Genomic DNA, 17,327 nt, shown 5'->3' with positions numbered 1-17,327 from the left:
AATTTCCCGCGATAATCTGCCCAGAGCATCGCGGGAGAGCGTGAAAAAGTGCTTAAACCGCGCTAGTGACGCCCCTCGCGCAACCAACCGGCCAAGAGGAACCCACCGGCCAGCAGCAACACCAGCCAGGGGGGAAGCAACCCGGCCTGTGTAACATCGCGGGTTTCGTAGGCGTCGCGCGGTGTCAGCCCAATCCAGCCCCGTCCTGCTGCCGGTCGGCCCACACGGACGTTCCGGATTGAGGGCAGGCCCTCTTCCACCCGAATCGAACCGCCGCGCAGGCTGGCCAGAACCGGGCTTAGGATTTCATCGGTTGCGATCGTGCGTTCGAATTCCTTGGGTGCGGCAGGGCCCAGGCCGATCACGGCGGAATGCTCACCCTCTTCCAGTCGGTAAAGGCCAATTTCGGGGCCGAAATACTGCGCCTCGAACCGACCAGGCGAAACCTCGTTCAGCGTGATATCCAAGGTGTCGCCGTTAGGGCGGGTAACGGTCACGGGGCCAACCTCATCCTCCAGCGTCTGGCGGATGATACGCATCGACTGGCCATTCGCTTCGGCCCACAGCGCCTCTTCCTCAAGCTCGGGTTCTTTCATCATCCAGTGGGCCAGCCTGCGGAGTAGCTCCAACTGGGGGCCACCGCCCTCAAAACCGCGGCTCCACAGCCAAGCGTGATCAGAGGCCATCAGCGCCACACGTCCTTCGCCGACGCGATCCAGTACCAGCAACGGACGGTCATCCACGCCGGTCATGAGCATGTCGCCGGATAGCTGGCTGACATCAATCTGGCGCAACCACGCGCCCCATGATTCAGAATCGCCCAGGTCAGTAGTCACCGGGTGGCGCTGGCCCAGATCGGTAACCATAGGCACATACCGTTCCTCATAGACCCGTGCGCTGGGTTTTGCGGGCAGGACTGGCCCAAGCGGAGAGCGGAAAAGACTGTCCGCGGTGGCAAAATCGGGGCCCGCAGCAACCAGCACCGCGCCGCCATTGACGATATAGTCTCCCACGTTGTCCAGATAGATCGCAGGCAGGATGCCACGCCGCTTATAGCGGTCAAAGATGATCAGGTCGAAGTCATTGATCTTTTCCAGAAACAGCTCGCGCGTTGGGAAGGCAATCAATGAGAGTTCATCTACCGGCACGCCGTCCTGCTTTTCCGGTGGCCGCAGGATGGTGAAATGGACCAGATCAACCGAGCTGTCGGATTTCAGCAGATTGCGCCACGTGCGCCCGCCAGGATGCGGCTCGCCCGATACCAGCAAGACGCGCAAACGATCCCGCACGCCGTTCATCTGGATAAGGGCGGTGTTGTTGCGTTCGGTCAACTCGCCTTCGGCCTGCGGAACCGAGAACTGGATGACGTTTCGCCCACCATGCGGCAAGGTAATCGGCAACTCTACGTCCACACCGATGGGAATGGTGAAGCGCTCGGGCTCAGCACCGTCGACCGAGATCTCAAGCGGGGCGTTTGTGACACCGACAGGCGCTACGCCGGTATCCTCGACGCGTAGGGTAAGCGTTACAGGCTCTCCGATTATGGCGAATGCAGGTGCATTGCGCACGATCAGCCGACGATCCCAATCACTCGCACGCCCTGTCTGTAACAAATGCATCGGCGCAGGTAGGTCAGGAGCTTGGTCTGCGTCGTGCACTATACCGTCTGAGACCACGATGATGCCTGCAATCCGCGCCCGGGGTTCTTCGGCGAGGGCCGCGTTCAGAGCGGCCATGACCTGCGTGCCTTCATCCCCGTCGCCGTCACCAACCTGAATGCGGCGTAGCTCGGTATTGTCGCGGCCTTCGATTTCAGCCGCAAGCTCGTTTGCGGCCTGAATGGTCTGTTCGGCACGATCCGACAGGGTTTGGCTGGCGCTTTCATCTTCGATCATCAGCACGATATCGGTGAGCGGCGCACGATCTTCGACCTGATATACTGGACCGCTAAGTGCGGAGAGGACAACCAAAGCAGCCAAACCACGCAACGCCCAACCCGACAAGCCACGACAGAGCGCCAGCACTACCCCGGCAAGCGCGATGGCGGCGACAACGGCCAAAACGGGCCATGGGATCAGCGGATCAAAGATGACGGTACCGGTCATTGCCCCAACCTATCCAAAAGGGCGGGCACGTGGACCTGATCGGATTTGTAGTTTCCGGTCAGTACATGCATCACCAGATTAACGCCAAAGCGATGGGCCAGTTCACGTTGCCGTTCGCCAGCATAGCCGCGACCCACAGGCAAAAGGGACTGACCGTTGCGATCCACCGCCCAGGCCCCGGCCCAGTCATTGCCCCCGATCACTACCGGGGTCACGTTGTCATTGAGATTGCGGAACGGCATCCCCTCGATCTGCTCGGCATTCGGCGGCGCGGCTTCGACCCAGACTTCGGTGCCGGAATAGCGACCCGGGAAATCCTGCAGCAGATAAAAGGCGCGAGTGAGAACATGATCACGCGGAACCGGCTCTAATGAGGGAATATTTAGCGGCGCAGCCAATTGTTGCAGCTTGCGCCCATTGGGGCTGGATGCCCCGAAGCCGGCGATGTCGGCATCGCGCGTGTCAAACAGGATCATCCCGCCTGATCGCAGATAGGCGTTGAGCTTGGCATAGGCCTCGGCCGAAGGTTGCGGCTGATCGGTTGTGATCGGCCAATAAAGTAGCGGAAAGAACGCAAGCTCATCGCGTTCCAGATCGACCCCGATGGGCTCAGCAGGCTCGACCGAGGTGCGATAATGCAGCGTTTGCACGAGCCCGCGCAGCCCAGCCAGCGCGATATCATCTACTTGCGCATCGCCCGTCAGCACATGCGCCAATACGAGTTCCTGCGTCGCATTCAGCGCGAAGTCGGTATCATCCGGCGTCTGCGCCTGCGCATCCGGAACAACCAGCAATGCGCCCAGCATCACGGCCGCCGCGCGCGCCAGACCCAAGCGTCCGGAAAGAGCCAATGACGCGATCACGTCAATCGTCAACAGCACGAGCGCAAGGCTGAGCAACAGACCCGCCAACGGCGTCTCTGTTGTGATATCCAGTCCCCGGATCGGGACATCGGCAGGCCAAACGGCTGGCGTCAGCACCGCATCCTCGGCCAACACATTCCGTGCAAGTTTCTGCTTGCCGCTTTCATAAAGGCCCGGGCGCAAGTCTGGTCCGATCTGGCCCGAGACCAGCTCGACCCCATCGACCCCGGCCAACGTTCCGGCATCGGTCAGAGTGCCAAAACCATCCAGTATCTGAACCGGCTCCCAAACTGTTCCCTGCATCTGCGCCTCTTGCCGAGATTTGGCGGCAGAAGCGACGGCCAACCGGTCCAACATCTCCACAAATAGGCCAGATAGTGGCAGGCTTGACCATTCCGCATCCGCCGTAACATGGAACAGCACCACCTGCCCCAATCCTAAGGGTTTGCGGGTAACCAAAGGCGTACCATCGGAGAGTGACGCAATCACCCGATCGGCCAGATTAGGGTCTGGTTGTGCCATCACCTGAGTTGTTACCGTGACATCCTCGGGTATGGTTAGCCCGTAGAATGGCGAGTTTTCTGAGAACGGCGCTAAACCCTTGGCCTCGCCCCAACTCATCGCGCCGCCGACGGAACGGCCACCGCTACGCAGACGCACCGGCAACAAATCATCTTCTTCATCTCGACCCAGATCGCTTGCGGCCATACGCGGTCCAGCAAAGCGCAGCAGAAGGCCGCCTTGTTCAACCCACTCAATGACCTCAGCCTGTTCTGAATCAGAAAGCCTCGCTACATCCGCGAGCACGATCACATCCGGGTTGGCGGGGAGGACTTCAGTCAAACCTCCTTCAACAAAATCAGCGGTTGGGATCAACACCTGTGTCAGATAGTGGAGCGGTGAAAGCAGCTCTAACCCTTCACGGTTGAGCGTGCCTGCGATCAGCGCCACTTCGCGCCGCCTCAGGCTGTCATCTGTTAGGGTCACCGCACCGGCAGAGCGCTGGCCCTGAAGCTCGAACCGTGTAATTCGAGCGCGCAATTCCGAGGGCAGAGCGAGATCGATTTGCGCCTGTGTAGAGCCGCTTTCAAACTCCAGTGACGTGGATTGCAGCAGGCGCATCGCGCCCGCTGGATCGCGCCCTTGCGCCAGCACAGTAACGCTTTCGGCTGGGCCCGGATTGGCACGTAGAACACGAAGCTGGATCGCTCCGTCCTGATACGTTGCAGGCAGGATCGCGGTCGCGGATGCGGGGGATTGATAAACGATCACTTCGCCCCGCCCTTGCAAGGCCGAAACCAGACGATCATGACCTTCAAACGCCAACTGATCAGAGAACCAGTGGGTGTCAAAACCACCTTCTACCTGTTCCAGTGCGGCCAAAGTTTGGGGAATCTGTGCTTCGGTAGGTTGCCAAGGCATCGGTGTAAGACCTGGCAATCGCCCGCGCCAAGCTTCGGCGGCCTGAAACACAGGGGGCTCAGGTTCGGTCAGGCGCAAGATCGAGACCGGGCGACCAGCACGGCCGGCTTCGGTCAGCTGTGCATCGATCTGATCCAGCGTCGATGACCAGCGCGTCGCACCTGCCCAGCTGGCATCCAGCACCAGCAGCAACGGCCCGGATCCCGTCTCATCGCGCGAAGGATTCAGTACCGGCCCTGCCAGCCCGATGATGATTGCCGCTGCCGCCAACATTCTGAGCAGCAACAGCCACCACGGCGTGCGGTCCGAGACACTTTCGTCATCCTTCAGGCCCAACAACAACGTCACAGCCGGGAACAGGCGACGGATGGGCGCTGGTGGGACAGCGCGCAGGATCAACCAAAGGATCGGCAGGGTCAGAAGCCCCAGCAGCACCCAAGGCGCGGTAAAGCCAATGCCCGCCAGAACTGTCATTGCGCACTCCCATCCAAGGCGCGATAGAGCCACAATAGAGCCGATTGTGCACTGTCACCCGTATGGTGTAGCCCCATCTGCCAGCCGGTCGCACGGCAAAGATGCGTCAATGCGTCTTTACGCCGTGCAAGGCGATCCAGATAGCGATCTCGTAGGTCTGCAGCTTTCAAAGTCTCATGCCGGGCAGTGCCGCCGACGCTTTCAAAGATGGTACGCCCGGAATAGGGAAAGGACTCCTCGCTGGGATCCAGAAGCTGCATTAGAACGCCGCGAACACCTCGGTCGGCTGCTTTGGTAAGCGCCAACTCAACCTCATCCAGCGGCCCCAGGAAATCCGAGATGAACACCGCGCGCGCATGCGGGATCATGGCGCGGTGTTCGGGTGGAGCATAATCGGTTTGCGAATCCTCAGACCAGGCCTGCGCCAATCTTATGATCTGAGCATTACCCCTGCGTGGGGGCAGGGTTGTTCCCGTCAAACCAACGCGTTCACCGCCACGCACTAGCAGGATGGCCGTTGCGAGCCCCAGCAGGCGGGCGCGGTCGATCTTGGTTGGCAAGGTCTTGTCTGAAGCAAACCGCATCGACGCACCCTGATCGACCCAAAGCATGATCGACTGCGCAATCTGCCATTCACGTTCGCGCACAAACTGCTGGTCGCCACGGGCCGAGCGCCTATGGTCAATCATCCGGCGACTGTCGCCGATTTGCGCTGGACGGTATTGCCAGAAATCATCCCCCAGACCCGAACGTCTGCGACCGTGATCTCCTAATAACACGGTTCCGGCCAGATGTTCGGCGCGCGCCAAAAGGGGGGGCAGCCGGGACGCCTCAGCCTCGGATCGTTCGCGTAGAGTCTGGGCGGCGTTCACGCCGCAGCCTCGGTGCGAACCAGACCGGCAGCGGTGGACTCGATCAGGTCAGACAGGCTGTCGCCCCGTGCTCGGGCTGCAAAGTTCAGCGCCATGCGGTGGCTGAGAACCGGACGCGCCATGGTCAGCACATCCTCGGCATTGGGGGCCAGTCGACCTTCCAGCATCGCATTGGCACGTACGGTCATCATCAGCGCCTGCGCAGCACGCGGGCCCGGGCCCCAAGCGACGGTTTCCCTCACCCGCTCGGACGCGCCTGCCTCATCCGGGCGGAAGGCACGGACCAGATCGAGGATCAGTTCGACAACCGACTCTCCAACCGGCATCCGGCGCAACAGAACCTGTGCGGCCAGTAATTCTTCCTTAGTGAAAATCTGATGCGCCTCTGCTTCTTCGACACCGGTTGTGGCCAGCAGAATGTCGCGTTCGGTCTGGCGATCCGGATATTCCACATCAACCTGCACAAGGAAACGGTCCAGTTGAGCTTCGGGCAAAGGATAGGTCCCCTCCTGCTCAATCGGGTTCTGCGTGGCCAGCACATGGAATGGCACGCCCAAGTCCCTATCCTCTCCTGCAACAGTCACCGTGCGTTCCTGCATCGCCTGCAGCAGCGCCGATTGGGTTCGGGGGCTGGCGCGGTTGATCTCATCCGCCATCAGCAGCTGGCAGAAGATCGGGCCGGAAATGAACCGGAAATGGCGGCTGCCATCCTCGGCTGTGTCCAATACTTCGGATCCCAGAATATCCGCTGGCATAAGGTCCGGGGTGAACTGGATGCGATTGCCATGAAGGCCCATGACCGTCGACAGCGTCTCGACCAGCCGTGTCTTGCCAAGCCCCGGCAATCCGATCAACAACGCGTGACCGCCGCACAACAAGGCGGTCAAGGTCAGATCGACGACCTTTTCCTGCCCGATAAAGCGGCGGGTGATCGAGGCTTTGGCCTCTTGCAGCTTGTTTTCCAGCGCTTCGATCTCGGACACGAGGTCGGCAGGTTCGGACATGAGGTTCCCTTCCGTGGACTGTTATGATTGAAGTGTATCGCGCTGAGAGGAAATGGCAAAAGCAATGAGCGGACAAAAACCCGTGACCCCTTCGCCAGACGGCCTGGCGGCTTCGGTCAAAGCGGCCAAAACACGGGGTTTACCGCCCGTTCACCTATGGAATCCTCCGTTTTGCGGCGATCTGGACATCCGGATCGCAAAAGATGGCTCTTGGAGTTATCTAGGGTCACCCATCACCCGGTTCGAGCTTGTGAAGCTATTTTCCTCAATTCTTAAGAAAGAAGAGGGCAAATATTTTCTGGTTACCCCGGTCGAAAAGGTGGGAATCACCGTCGAGGATGCGCCGTTCATCGCCGTCGATTTCGATCAGGATGGTAAGAGCGACTCCCAGCGCCTGACGTTTACCACGCAGGTGGGCGATACAGCCACTGCTGGGCCTAATCACCCAATCCGCATTGTATTTGATGCGGAAACAGATGAGCCGTCACCCTACATTTTGGTTCGCGACAACCTAGAGGCGCGCATCGATCGCAAGAGCTTTTACCGATTGGTTGAGATCGGCAACCATCATGACGGTTGGTTCGGTGTCTGGTCTGAAGGTCAGTTTTTTCCGCTGATCGCCTCTGCTGCACTTGAAGATTGAACCGGTCGCGGCTTTCGGTCTTGTGCCAACACCACCGCCAGCGCCACGATCGCCGCACCCAGCGCACGGGTCCAGTTCCACTCCTCTCCCAACGCCATCATGATCACCATCACGTAAAATGGCGCGATGTTGATATGGAATGAGGCCAGCGCCACTCCCAATTTCCCAACAGATGCGATGAAGAAAAATTGGCTCAGGCCCAGTGAGAACAGTGCATAGAAAACCAACATTCCCAACTGTGCTGCGTCGACCGACCGTGTGGGCATGACTTCAAACCCCAGAAAACCGGCTACCGGCAACAGTACGACCGCGGTCAGCAACCCTCCGACAAGCGTTATTGTGCAACGGCCCAGCTGGCTGAGCTCGGGGAAATCGCGCGCCGTTGCCATGCTGGCCCAACAGAACAGCGCGGTCGACACCACTGCGCAAACCGCACCGATCCCCAACTGCGCAGGCGCGACGGCACTGGTCGCAATCAATCCGCCTACGATCGAAATTCCCATACCTATCGCAAACTTCCACCTCAATCGTCGTGTCCCTGCTGCCAGTTCCAACAGCGTCGCGATCAGAGGTGCGCAAGAGGCGATGATTGCAACCGTGACCGGGTCGGTCAGCTTTTGCGCGACAAGGATTAGAAACATCCCTGTTCCAATTCCCAAGCCGCCAACAAAAAAAGCATGCCCCCAGCGGGCGCGCAGAACGCGCGCTGGCTCATCCAACAGTATCCAGATCGGCACCATCACCAGAACCGCAAGCATCATACGCGCCGCAAACAGCGCTATTGGCGGCCAGGTTTGCAGCAAAACTTCGGCGGCTGGAAAACCCGCAGCCCAGGTCAACATTGATGCTACCGCTAACGTGTTCCCGGTAAACGCGGCTTGACTGTTGTCGGATACAGCAAGGGTGTTCCCGCGCGCGGGTTCAGGGCTCATTGCCATCGTATTCAGACCTTTTGTTGACGCAGCCCCTGCACCGAGGCACCGCTTGAACCAAAGGTTTTCTGATTCGCAGCCATTGATCTGGCCGATTTTCGACAAACTGTCGTTTTCCGACTCTTTTAGCCGCCTAACTTGGTCGATATGCTCAGACACTCAGGAGACCGCGCACCCAATGCCCAAATTTGCCGCCAATCTTTCGCTGTTATTTACAGAGTTGCCCTATCTCGACCGGTTTTCAGCCGCCGCACAGTCCGGGTTTACGGCGGTTGAAATTCTGTTTCCTTACGATCTGGCAGCCAAGGAAACCCGCAGGGCGCTATTGGCAAACGGGCTTGATCTGGTGCTGATCAACGCTCCACCGCCAAACTATACTGGTGGCGAGCCGGGATATGCGGCCGTTCCCGGTGGCACAGCCCGGTTTCAATCCGACATCCGGCGCGTTCTGCGCTATGCTAAAGTTCTAATGCCTCAATATATCCATGTAATGGCGGGATACGCCTCGGGAGAAGAAGCACTTGCGTGCTTTGTTGAAAACCTGCGATGGGCCGCAGATTTCGCGCCCGACCAAATGTTCACGATCGAACCACTTAATCCCGTTTCACAGCCTCACTACTTCCTGAATGACTATGAGCTTGCCGCAGAAGTTCTCGATCACGTTGAACGGCCAAATGTTGGCCTGCAATATGACAGCTTTCACGCGCAAATGATCCACGGCGACGCGCTTACAATCTGGGACCGCTTCAAGGCTCAGATCGTCCACGCACAGATTGGGGCCGCGCCAGATCGCTCGGAACCCGGACGAGGTGAGATGGATTTCGCAGCCCTGTTCAAGGCGATGGATCAATCAGATTATCAGGGTTGGGTCAGCGCCGAATACACGCCCACAACTCGGCGAACCCAAGACACTTTGATCTGGTTACGTCAGTAAAGCCATGAAGAAGGCTGGATTTTCTTCCTGAAATGTCGCAATTAAAACGTCGACACCCAAGGACAGCACTCATGATCCCCGCCCGATTTGCCAATGCTTTGTTCGCCCTGATCATGTCGGGCCTGATGTCTTGCGTCGTCACGGGAATCGCGACGGTCAAAGCTATTGGCTTCGGTCCGTCGACTTTCGCCGATTGGATGGGTTCATGGGCATTTTGCTGGCCAATCGCCTTCACAGTAATCCTGACGCTGGGTCCATCCGTAAAACGACTAATCGCGCGCCTGGTCAGGCCCGAGGCCTGACCCGCAGCAAAGAGGGCCCGCAGGGCCTGATGAGCAGGCCGCCCTTAGTGCGCTTCGGCCCAGTTTGCACCCTGACCGGCGTCTACAGACAGTTTAACGTCCAGTTTGACAGCCGGGTCTGACGCCCCCTCCATCACATCGCGCGCGATTGAGATCGTTTGATCCACGGCATCCTCAGCCACCTCGAACAACAATTCGTCATGAACCTGCAGCAGCATTTTGGCAGGCAATCCCTCGATCGCGCCAGGCATCCGCACCATCGCGCGGCGGATCACGTCCGCTGCCGTACCCTGAATTGGAGCATTAATCGCGGCCCTTCTTGAGAAGCCTGCATGCGGGCCTTTTGCGTTTATTTCTGGCGTATGGATCTTCCGCCCAAACAGAGTCTGCACATAGCCATGCTCTTTGGCGAATGCGACAGTGTCGTCCATATAGGTCCGAATGCCTGGGAAACGTTCGAAATAGCGATCAATGAACCCCTGCGCCTCGGCGCGCGGTATGCGCAGATTACGGGCCAAGCCAAAACCCGAGATGCCATAGATCACACCAAAGTTGATCGCCTTTGCCTGACGGCGGATATCAGGCGTCATCTCATCCAAGGGCACATCGAACATCTCGGATGCGGTCATGGCATGAATATCCAAACCATCCGAAAACGCCTGCTTCAGGGTCGAAATATCAGCAATATGAGCCAATATCCTCAGCTCGATCTGGCTGTAGTCCAAACTGACCATTACATTGCCCGGCTCAGCAATAAACGCCTCACGAATGCGACGCCCTTCTTCCGTCCGTACCGGGATGTTCTGTAGGTTGGGATCAGTTGAGGCAAGACGGCCCGTGTTCGCCCCGGTGATCGAATAAGACGTATGCACACGGCCTGTATCCGGATTGATATGTGTTTGCAGCGCGTCGGTATAGGTTGATTTAAGCTTGGAGAGCTGCCTCCAGTCCAACACCCGACGGGGAAGTTCATGTTCGGTGGCAAGATCCTCCAAGATATCGGCCCCGGTCGAATATTTCCCGGTTTTGCCTTTCTTACCTCCCTCAAGCCCCATCTTGTCGAACAGGATCTCGCCCAGCTGCGCAGGCGAACCAACGTTAAAGCTCTCACCAGCCAATTCGTGAATTTCAGCCTCTAACCCGGCCATTTTCTGCGCAAATGCGTTTGACATCCGGCTGAGAACATCGCGGTCGACCTTGATGCCATGCATCTCCATTTCTTTGAGAACCGGCACCAATGGACGTTCGAGGGTTTCGTAAACCGTGGTAACCTGCACCTGATGCAGTTGAGGCTTGAACAGCTCCCACAGACGCAGGGTGATATCCGCGTCTTCGGCGGCATAGGCAGTAGCCTCGTCAATCGGAACCTTGTCGAAGGTGATCGCCGACTTGCCGGACCCCAGCAATGGCTTGATCGGGATCGGCGTGTGGCTCAGATAGCGTTCCGACAGCGTATCCATGCCATGGCCATGCTCACCGCCGTGCATGGCGTATGACATTAGCATCGTGTCATCGATGGGGGCGACGTCGACGCCGTATCGCTTGAAGATCTTGGCGTCGTATTTCATGTTCTGTCCGATCTTCAGGATCGATGGATCCTCAAAAATCGGTTTCAGCAGGTTTAAAGCCTCATCCATCGGCATCTGTCCATCGGCCATCGCGTCGGAGCCAAACAGATCATCGGTCGCGCTTTCGCGATGGGTCAACGGGATGTAGCAAGCCTCACCGGCCTCTACACATAGAGAGATACCCACCAGATCGGCGATCATTTCATTCAGGCCGGTGGTCTCTGTATCTACCGCGATCCAGCCACGTTCATAGGCCTGATCGATCCATTTCTGCAAAGCAGCAGCATCGCGCACGCATTCGTATTTCGAGGCGTCAAACGGCAGGGCCTCGGCCTCTTCCGCTTCAACAGGCGCTGGGGCATCTGCGATCACCGGGGCTTCGGCCCCCAGCTTGTCGGCGATGCGCTTGGTGAGGGTGCGGAACTCCATCTCAGCGAGAAAACCCAGCAGGGTCTCTGCATCGGGATCTTTCACCTCCAAATCATCCAGCGTGAAATCTAGTGGGGTGTTTTCGTCCAACTGCACCAGCTTCTTCGACAGCTCGATCTGGTCGCGCTTTTCGATCAGGGTCTGACGACGCTTGGGCTGTTTGATCTCTTCCGCGCGATCAAGCAGGGTTTCGAGATCGCCATATTCATTGATTAACAGCGCCGCCGTTTTCACACCAATGCCTGGGGCACCCGGCACGTTATCCACCGAATCCCCGGCCAAAGCCTGCACATCCACAACTCGTTCGGGCCCGACGCCAAACTTCTCGACGACTCCATCGCGATCAATGCGCTTGTTCTTCATCGCATCCAGCATCTCAACACCGCCGCCCACCAGCTGCATGAGATCCTTGTCAGAGCTGACAATGGTTACCCGCCCACCGGCCTCACGCGCCTGAACGGCGAGGGTGGCGATGATGTCATCGGCCTCGTACCCCTCAAGCTCTTTGCAGGCGATATTGAAGGCCTTCGTGGCTTCGCGAGTCAGGGGCATCTGCGGGCGCAAATCCTCGGGCATCGCATCACGATTGGCTTTGTAGAGGTCGTACAGATCGTTCCGGAACGTGTGCGAGCCTTTGTCAAAGATCACTGCCACATGAGTCGGCGCATCAGGACCGGAATTTCCTTCGACATATTTCTGCAGCATATTGCAGAATCCCGACACGGCCCCAATCGGCAACCCATCCGATTTCCGCGTCAAAGGCGGCAGCGCATGATAGGCGCGGAAGATAAAAGCTGATCCATCAATGAGATGCAGATGGCAGCCTTTTCCGAATTGGGTGCTAGTCATATGAGGCTCCTGCGCTGGGTTGCGCCAAGTTGTACAGAAGGGCTGAACGAAAGACGAGGCCGCTTGGCCAATTCGTTGCGACCTAATTTGCCCGAAATCTGGCCTTAGCTATTCGAAAAATTGCGCTTATCCGCATTCCACGTCAAACCCGCTTTTTGCGCAATCAACGCAAACTGTTTATTCAGCGAGCGATCATTAAGACGTCGGGACAGGCTACGCAGCGGGATGAGGTTCCGCTCTCCATATCCGTCGATCAGGAAACAGGCTGGGCCGGCGCCCCGCGTCCCGAATACGATATTCGAGCGTTTAATGTCGCGCGCGACAATATGAAGGTCGAACATCTGCCCGACAAAGACATTTAGCGCCTCCAACGCCGTGGCGTCCAACCCGCCGCGACTGACTTCACTAAGCTTAGGCGCAAGCCCGCCATCAAGGCCTGCGATGCGCTCCACAACCACGCCCGCCCCGCGCGTTGTCTGAACCACGCCCAACATTCTGGACAGGGGGGAGCGTTCAATATCCACCCCGAGTTTCAGCGACACGCGAAGCTCGCATTCCAGTTCTTTCAGGGTGCTGCGATATTGCGCCTCGGGGAAAAGTCTCCACACCAGTCGCTTGCCAAGCCTGTGCGAAACGCGGTCTTGAGATCGGGTGAAAACCTTGATCAGAAGGTTGGGTTGTCCGGGAAAATCAAAGACACTGCGTACGGTCCCGTTGGCAATTGGCTGGCTCTCGTAAAGGTCAATCGTTTTGGCTGTGAACAGCATCATCTATCCTCGCCAATTACGACCGCCTGCCGTCTGGCCGCCCTTAAGCGTCCTGGCCAGAGATCGCACCGCGCAGCAGGTATTTGCAATCGCAATAAGGGCACTCGACCCAACCAGTGTCTTCAGGAATCTGCAGCCAGACACGCGGATGGCCGAGCGCGCCCTCGCCGCCATCACAGGCGACGCGGGTGGTTTCCACGATTTTGGTTTCCGGCGCTTCGATGGTCACGGCTGGCGATCCTTCTTTGGTTGTCGGCCTCGCGGGCATGTATTAGGTGCGTTTATGGGCGATGAGCAAACCGGGGGCAAGGGCCACATGTCCGATGCGGCAATCACAATCAAATCACTGCGCAAGACCTATCGCGGCAGCAAGGGCCAGCCCGAGAAGCAGGCGCTGAAAGGTATCGATCTGACAGTGCCCCGGGGATCAGTGTTCGGCCTGCTTGGCCCTAACGGCGCCGGTAAATCGACTCTCATCAACATTCTGGCGGGGCTGGTGGTCAAAACCTCGGGCAGCGTCTCGATCTGGGGCTTTGATCAGGATCGGAACCCGCGCCAATCCCGCGCCGCCATCGGTGTAATGCCGCAAGAATTGAACCTTGATCCATTCTTCACGCCGCGCGGCGCATTGGAGGTTCAGGCCGGACTGTATGGTATTTCCAAGGCAGACCGGCGCAGCGACCAAATCCTCGACCTCGTAGGGCTTGCCGACAAGGCCGAGGCCTATGCCCGCACGCTGTCGGGAGGCATGCGGCGGCGTCTGCTGCTGGCGAAGGCGTTGGTGCATCATCCGAAAATCCTGGTGTTGGACGAGCCGACCGCGGGCGTGGATATCGAACTACGGCAGATGCTGTGGGCCAATGTGCGCAAGCTGAACGAACAGGGCATGACCATCATACTGACCACGCATTACCTGGAAGAAGCGCAGGAGATGTGTGACGAGATCGCCATCATCAATCACGGCGAAAAGATCGCTCAGGACAGCACCGCAAATCTGTTGGGCCGCATGGACAGCAGGACCATGGTGATTGTGCCGGATCGCCCTATTCAGGCTCTTCCAACGGCAGAAAACGTGACTGCGGCACAACGTGAGAATGGCGATCTTGTGCTACAGTATCACAGCAATCTGACCACGGCTGAGCAGGTACTGGAGGCAGTACGTCAGGCCGGTATCCGCATTCAGGATGTGCGAACTGAAGAGGCCGATCTTGAGGATGTGTTCCTCGCTCTCACGTCCAGCCGGGCCGACGACCTGCCAGTCGACGACCCGAACCAACCGCGTCGCGGGATGCACCGCGTCAAACTTTAGGCACGATCGATCCGCGTGTGATAGCAGTTGTTCAGCGCTGATCGGACATGGATGTATGCAACGTCGGCACGGTCAAATATGTTCGCGACCGCTTCCTGAAACTGCGCTTGAGGCGCAATGATGCCGGTACCATAGACGATACGATCGTCCGATCCATACCCTTTGATCAAGTAGTTCGGCGAGCTGATCAGCGTTTCGGGAACCCCATCTTCATCCTCGTGGCGCGCGCAAGGTTCGGCACATAGAAAGATCGGGCCGGTTTCCGCATAGGGCTGAGTTTCCGCAAAGGGCCTATGCGCTAGTACTAGCATCTCTTTGCCCTCCGGTATGTATTTCAAGCAATGACGGCAAGGATTTCCCCCACCGTCAGAAATTGCGCGCTCTGGCGGGTTTCCATAACCATCAGGCCTGCCGAAACGGTAGGCTTGAACCTGTTCGGTCGGTAACGCTGAAATCCTGTACATGATGTATCTCCTTGATTTTGAGAGATCATGACCATCGCTTACCGCTGGTTCGACCCGTTTCCTGCGCATTGCAAATTTTGCAATGCAGCTTGCCAAGAGATGTTAGCGGTAAAATTAGGGCTACCCGTCGCGGCAAATTGAGTCTAAGCAACCAACAAACACCCCAAACGAATTCTTCCGTGATTGAGGCCTCTGACATGAGCGCTCAGAACTCCACCCTTCGTGGGCTAGCCTTTGCGTTCCTGGGCTTTGCCGTCTTTGCCACCCATGATGTGTTCATCAAAGTGTTGGGCGGTACCTATTCGGTATTGCAGATTATTTTCTTTGCCACTTTGTTTTCGTTCGTTCCGATGGCAGTGACTATTCTGGCTGACAGAACAACTGGCAACTTCTTGCCGCACCACCCTTGGCTGGTGTTGCTGCGATCCGCCTTGATGGTCACTGCGATGTCCTGCGCGTTCTACGCCTTTTCGGTCCTGCCGTTGGCCGAGGTCTATTCGCTGCTGTTTTCCTTCCCTCTGATCGTTACCGTCCTCTCGATCCCAATTCTTGGCGAAGTGGTCCGCGCTCAGAGATGGGCTGCAGTCGGTGTCGGCCTGATCGGTGTCCTGATCGTCCTGCGCCCAGGCGCAACCGATATTACATTGGGCCATCTGGCAGCCCTGTCCGCAGCCTTCTGCAGCGCGTTCGCCTCGGTTCTGGTCCGCAAGATCGGCAATGAAGAGCGGTCGGCTGTTCTGATCCTCTACCCGATGCTGCTCGCCATTGTGGTCATGAGCATCGCCCAACCAGCAGTGTATCAACCACCCTCACTGCTGCATCTGGCGATGATGGCATTGGTCGGCGTGCTCTCAGTGATTGCACAACACCTGATCATCCTCGCCTACCGAGCCGCTCCGGCAGGGGCCGTTGCCCCCAGTCAGTACAGCCAAATCATCTGGGCTACGATTTTCGGCGTAATATTCTTTGGCGAACACCCGGATATCTGGGTCGCGGTCGGCGCAAGCATCATCATCGCTTCTGGTGTTTTTGTGGTTTGGCGTGAAAGCCGGGCGAACACGACTTCGGCCAATACGCCGGTATTGCGCGTGCGATCCCCACGCTCGGACACAGGCGCAACACGACCGGGAGAATGAAAGCGGCGCGCGCCCGAAAGCGCGCCGCATCTGCTTGTTCGATTGGTTTAGAGCCTTAGTAAACGACGACCGATCGGATGCTCTCACCCTTATGCATCAGGTCAAAGCCGTGGTTGATGTCATCCAGGCCCATGGTGTGTGTGATCATTGGATCAATCTCGATTTTTCCGTCCATGTACCAATCGACGATCTTCGGAACGTCGGTCCGGCCACGCGCGCCGCCAAATGCGGTACCACGCCAAGAACGACCGGTGACCAGTTGGAACGGACGGGTCGAGATTTCGGCACCTGCAGGCGCCACGCCGATGATGATCGATTCACCCCAGCCTTTGTGGGCCGACTCAAGTGCAGCGCGCATCACGCCAACATTACCGGTGGCGTCAAAGGTATAATCCGCGCCGCCCTTGGTTAGGTTAACCAGATAAGGCACCAGATCGCCTTCCACTTCAGACGGATTCACGAAATCAGTCATGCCAAACTTGGTGGCCATTTCCACCTTGGCCGGGTTGAGGTCGACACCGACGATCTGATCAGCTCCGGCAAGACGCAGACCCTGAATGACGTTCAGGCCGATACCGCCCAGACCGAACACGATGGCCCGGCTGCCGATTTCCACCTTGGCGGTATTGATCACCGCACCGATGCCGGTCGTCACACCGCAGCCGATATAGCAAATCTTGTCGAAAGGCGCGTCCTCGCGCACTTTGGCCAGCGCGATTTCCGGAAGAACCGTGTGGTTCGAGAAGGTCGAGCAACCCATGTAGTGCAGGATCGGATCGCCATCCAGAGTCGAAAAACGCGAAGTGCCATCGGGCATGAGGCCTTGGCCCTGCGTCTCACGGATTGCCTGGCACAGGTTGGTCTTTGGGTGCAGGCAGTATTCACACTCACGACATTCAGGAGTGTAAAGCGGAATGACGTGATCACCCGGCTTTAGGCTGGTCACGCCCGGACCAACCTCGACCACCACACCTGCACCTTCGTGGCCCAGAATGGCGGGAAACAGGCCCTCAGGATCCGCCCCAGACAGGGTGAATTCATCGGTGTGACAGATGCCTGTCGCCTTGATCTCGACCAGAACCTCACCCGCTTTGGGGCCTTCAAGGTTCACGTCCATCACTTCCAAAGGTTTGCCTGCCTGAACGGCAACGGCTGCACGGGTTCGCATGGTGCATATCTCCCTGTCTATTTTGCCCGACCCTGCGTCAATTGCAGGGTTTTTTCAACTGCACTTTCGTGACAGGTTGGCTAAAT

Annotated in this window: 15 protein-coding genes; 5 read left to right on the top strand and 10 right to left on the bottom strand. The window is 58.0% G+C overall.

From position 1 onward, the window contains the following. Positions 1-62: 62 nt before the first annotated feature. Genes AC2FI7_RS15740 through AC2FI7_RS15725 form a run of 4 tightly spaced genes read right to left on the bottom strand, consistent with a single transcriptional unit; the run spans position 63 to position 6,740 of the window. A complete protein-coding gene (locus AC2FI7_RS15740; protein ID WP_010438406.1) occupies positions 63-2,105 on the bottom strand; it encodes a membrane protein in 2,043 nt (680 codons plus the stop codon). Then, positions 2,102-4,864, bottom strand: coding sequence for a DUF4159 domain-containing protein (locus AC2FI7_RS15735; protein ID WP_496815737.1), 2,763 nt, complete (start codon positions 4,862-4,864; stop codon positions 2,102-2,104). The genes AC2FI7_RS15740 and AC2FI7_RS15735 overlap by 4 nt, the downstream gene beginning before the upstream one ends. Continuing rightward, entirely contained in the window at positions 4,861-5,736 is an 876-nt protein-coding gene (locus AC2FI7_RS15730) for a DUF58 domain-containing protein (RefSeq protein ID WP_170471527.1), read from the bottom strand. The genes AC2FI7_RS15735 and AC2FI7_RS15730 overlap by 4 nt, the downstream gene beginning before the upstream one ends. Beyond that, on the bottom strand, positions 5,733-6,740 hold the full coding sequence (locus AC2FI7_RS15725; RefSeq protein WP_170774624.1) for an AAA family ATPase: 1,008 nt from the start codon (positions 6,738-6,740) through the stop codon (positions 5,733-5,735). The genes AC2FI7_RS15730 and AC2FI7_RS15725 overlap by 4 nt, the downstream gene beginning before the upstream one ends. A gap of 64 nt (positions 6,741-6,804) precedes the next feature. Here AC2FI7_RS15725 and AC2FI7_RS15720 point away from each other — a divergent pair, with 64 nt between their 5' ends. Beyond that, a complete protein-coding gene (locus AC2FI7_RS15720) occupies positions 6,805-7,383 on the top strand; it encodes a DUF1285 domain-containing protein (protein WP_170780241.1) in 579 nt (192 codons plus the stop codon). Here AC2FI7_RS15720 and AC2FI7_RS15715 read toward each other — a convergent pair. Further along, positions 7,341-8,315, bottom strand: a complete 975-nt coding sequence (locus tag AC2FI7_RS15715) for a DMT family transporter (RefSeq protein WP_496833496.1) — start codon at positions 8,313-8,315, stop codon at positions 7,341-7,343. The genes AC2FI7_RS15720 and AC2FI7_RS15715 overlap by 43 nt on opposite strands. A 178-nt stretch (positions 8,316-8,493) precedes the next feature. Here AC2FI7_RS15715 and AC2FI7_RS15710 point away from each other — a divergent pair, with 178 nt between their 5' ends. Then, complete coding sequence (locus AC2FI7_RS15710; protein WP_010438392.1) at positions 8,494-9,249, top strand: hydroxypyruvate isomerase family protein; 756 nt, start codon at positions 8,494-8,496, stop codon at positions 9,247-9,249. Between the two features lie 71 nt (positions 9,250-9,320). Beyond that, positions 9,321-9,551: a DUF2798 domain-containing protein gene (locus tag AC2FI7_RS15705; protein ID WP_010438389.1), complete on the top strand. Its 231-nt coding sequence runs from the start codon at positions 9,321-9,323 to the stop codon at positions 9,549-9,551. A gap of 44 nt (positions 9,552-9,595) precedes the next feature. Here the strand turns inward: AC2FI7_RS15705 and polA are convergent, their stop codons facing one another. The 3 genes from polA to AC2FI7_RS15690 all read right to left on the bottom strand — a co-directional run bounded on the left by polA (position 9,596) and on the right by AC2FI7_RS15690 (position 13,393). Then, positions 9,596-12,397 (bottom strand): DNA polymerase I, encoded by a 2,802-nt coding sequence (gene polA, locus AC2FI7_RS15700; RefSeq protein WP_010438387.1) that lies wholly within the window; start codon positions 12,395-12,397, stop codon positions 9,596-9,598. A gap of 104 nt (positions 12,398-12,501) precedes the next feature. Beyond that, positions 12,502-13,167: a YrbL family protein gene (locus tag AC2FI7_RS15695; protein ID WP_010438386.1), complete on the bottom strand. Its 666-nt coding sequence runs from the start codon at positions 13,165-13,167 to the stop codon at positions 12,502-12,504. A gap of 40 nt (positions 13,168-13,207) precedes the next feature. Next, positions 13,208-13,393, bottom strand: coding sequence for a zinc-finger domain-containing protein (locus AC2FI7_RS15690; RefSeq protein WP_010438384.1), 186 nt, complete (start codon positions 13,391-13,393; stop codon positions 13,208-13,210). An 87-nt stretch (positions 13,394-13,480) separates the two neighbouring features. Here AC2FI7_RS15690 and AC2FI7_RS15685 point away from each other — a divergent pair, with 87 nt between their 5' ends. Then, on the top strand, positions 13,481-14,473 hold the full coding sequence (locus tag AC2FI7_RS15685; protein ID WP_037320699.1) for an ABC transporter ATP-binding protein: 993 nt from the start codon (positions 13,481-13,483) through the stop codon (positions 14,471-14,473). On the opposite strand, the gene AC2FI7_RS15680 is transcribed toward AC2FI7_RS15685, so the two are convergent. Next, positions 14,470-14,937 carry a DUF1203 domain-containing protein gene (locus tag AC2FI7_RS15680; RefSeq protein ID WP_029621695.1) on the bottom strand — a complete coding sequence of 156 codons (468 nt, stop codon included), beginning with the start codon at positions 14,935-14,937 and terminating at the stop codon, positions 14,470-14,472. The genes AC2FI7_RS15685 and AC2FI7_RS15680 overlap by 4 nt on opposite strands. A 197-nt stretch (positions 14,938-15,134) precedes the next feature. On the opposite strand from AC2FI7_RS15680, the gene AC2FI7_RS15675 reads away from it, so the two are divergent. After that, on the top strand, positions 15,135-16,073 hold the full coding sequence (locus AC2FI7_RS15675; protein WP_010438376.1) for a DMT family transporter: 939 nt from the start codon (positions 15,135-15,137) through the stop codon (positions 16,071-16,073). A 55-nt stretch (positions 16,074-16,128) separates the two neighbouring features. Here AC2FI7_RS15675 and AC2FI7_RS15670 read toward each other — a convergent pair whose 3' ends face one another. After that, positions 16,129-17,241, bottom strand: coding sequence for an S-(hydroxymethyl)glutathione dehydrogenase/class III alcohol dehydrogenase (locus tag AC2FI7_RS15670; RefSeq protein ID WP_010438374.1), 1,113 nt, complete (start codon positions 17,239-17,241; stop codon positions 16,129-16,131). Between the last annotated feature and the right edge of the window lie 86 nt (positions 17,242-17,327).

This window comes from Ruegeria sp. YTSA064 (genome assembly GCF_059610325.1).
Note: the sequence above shows the minus strand (reverse complement) of the source record. Positions and strands in the feature narration are given on the sequence as shown.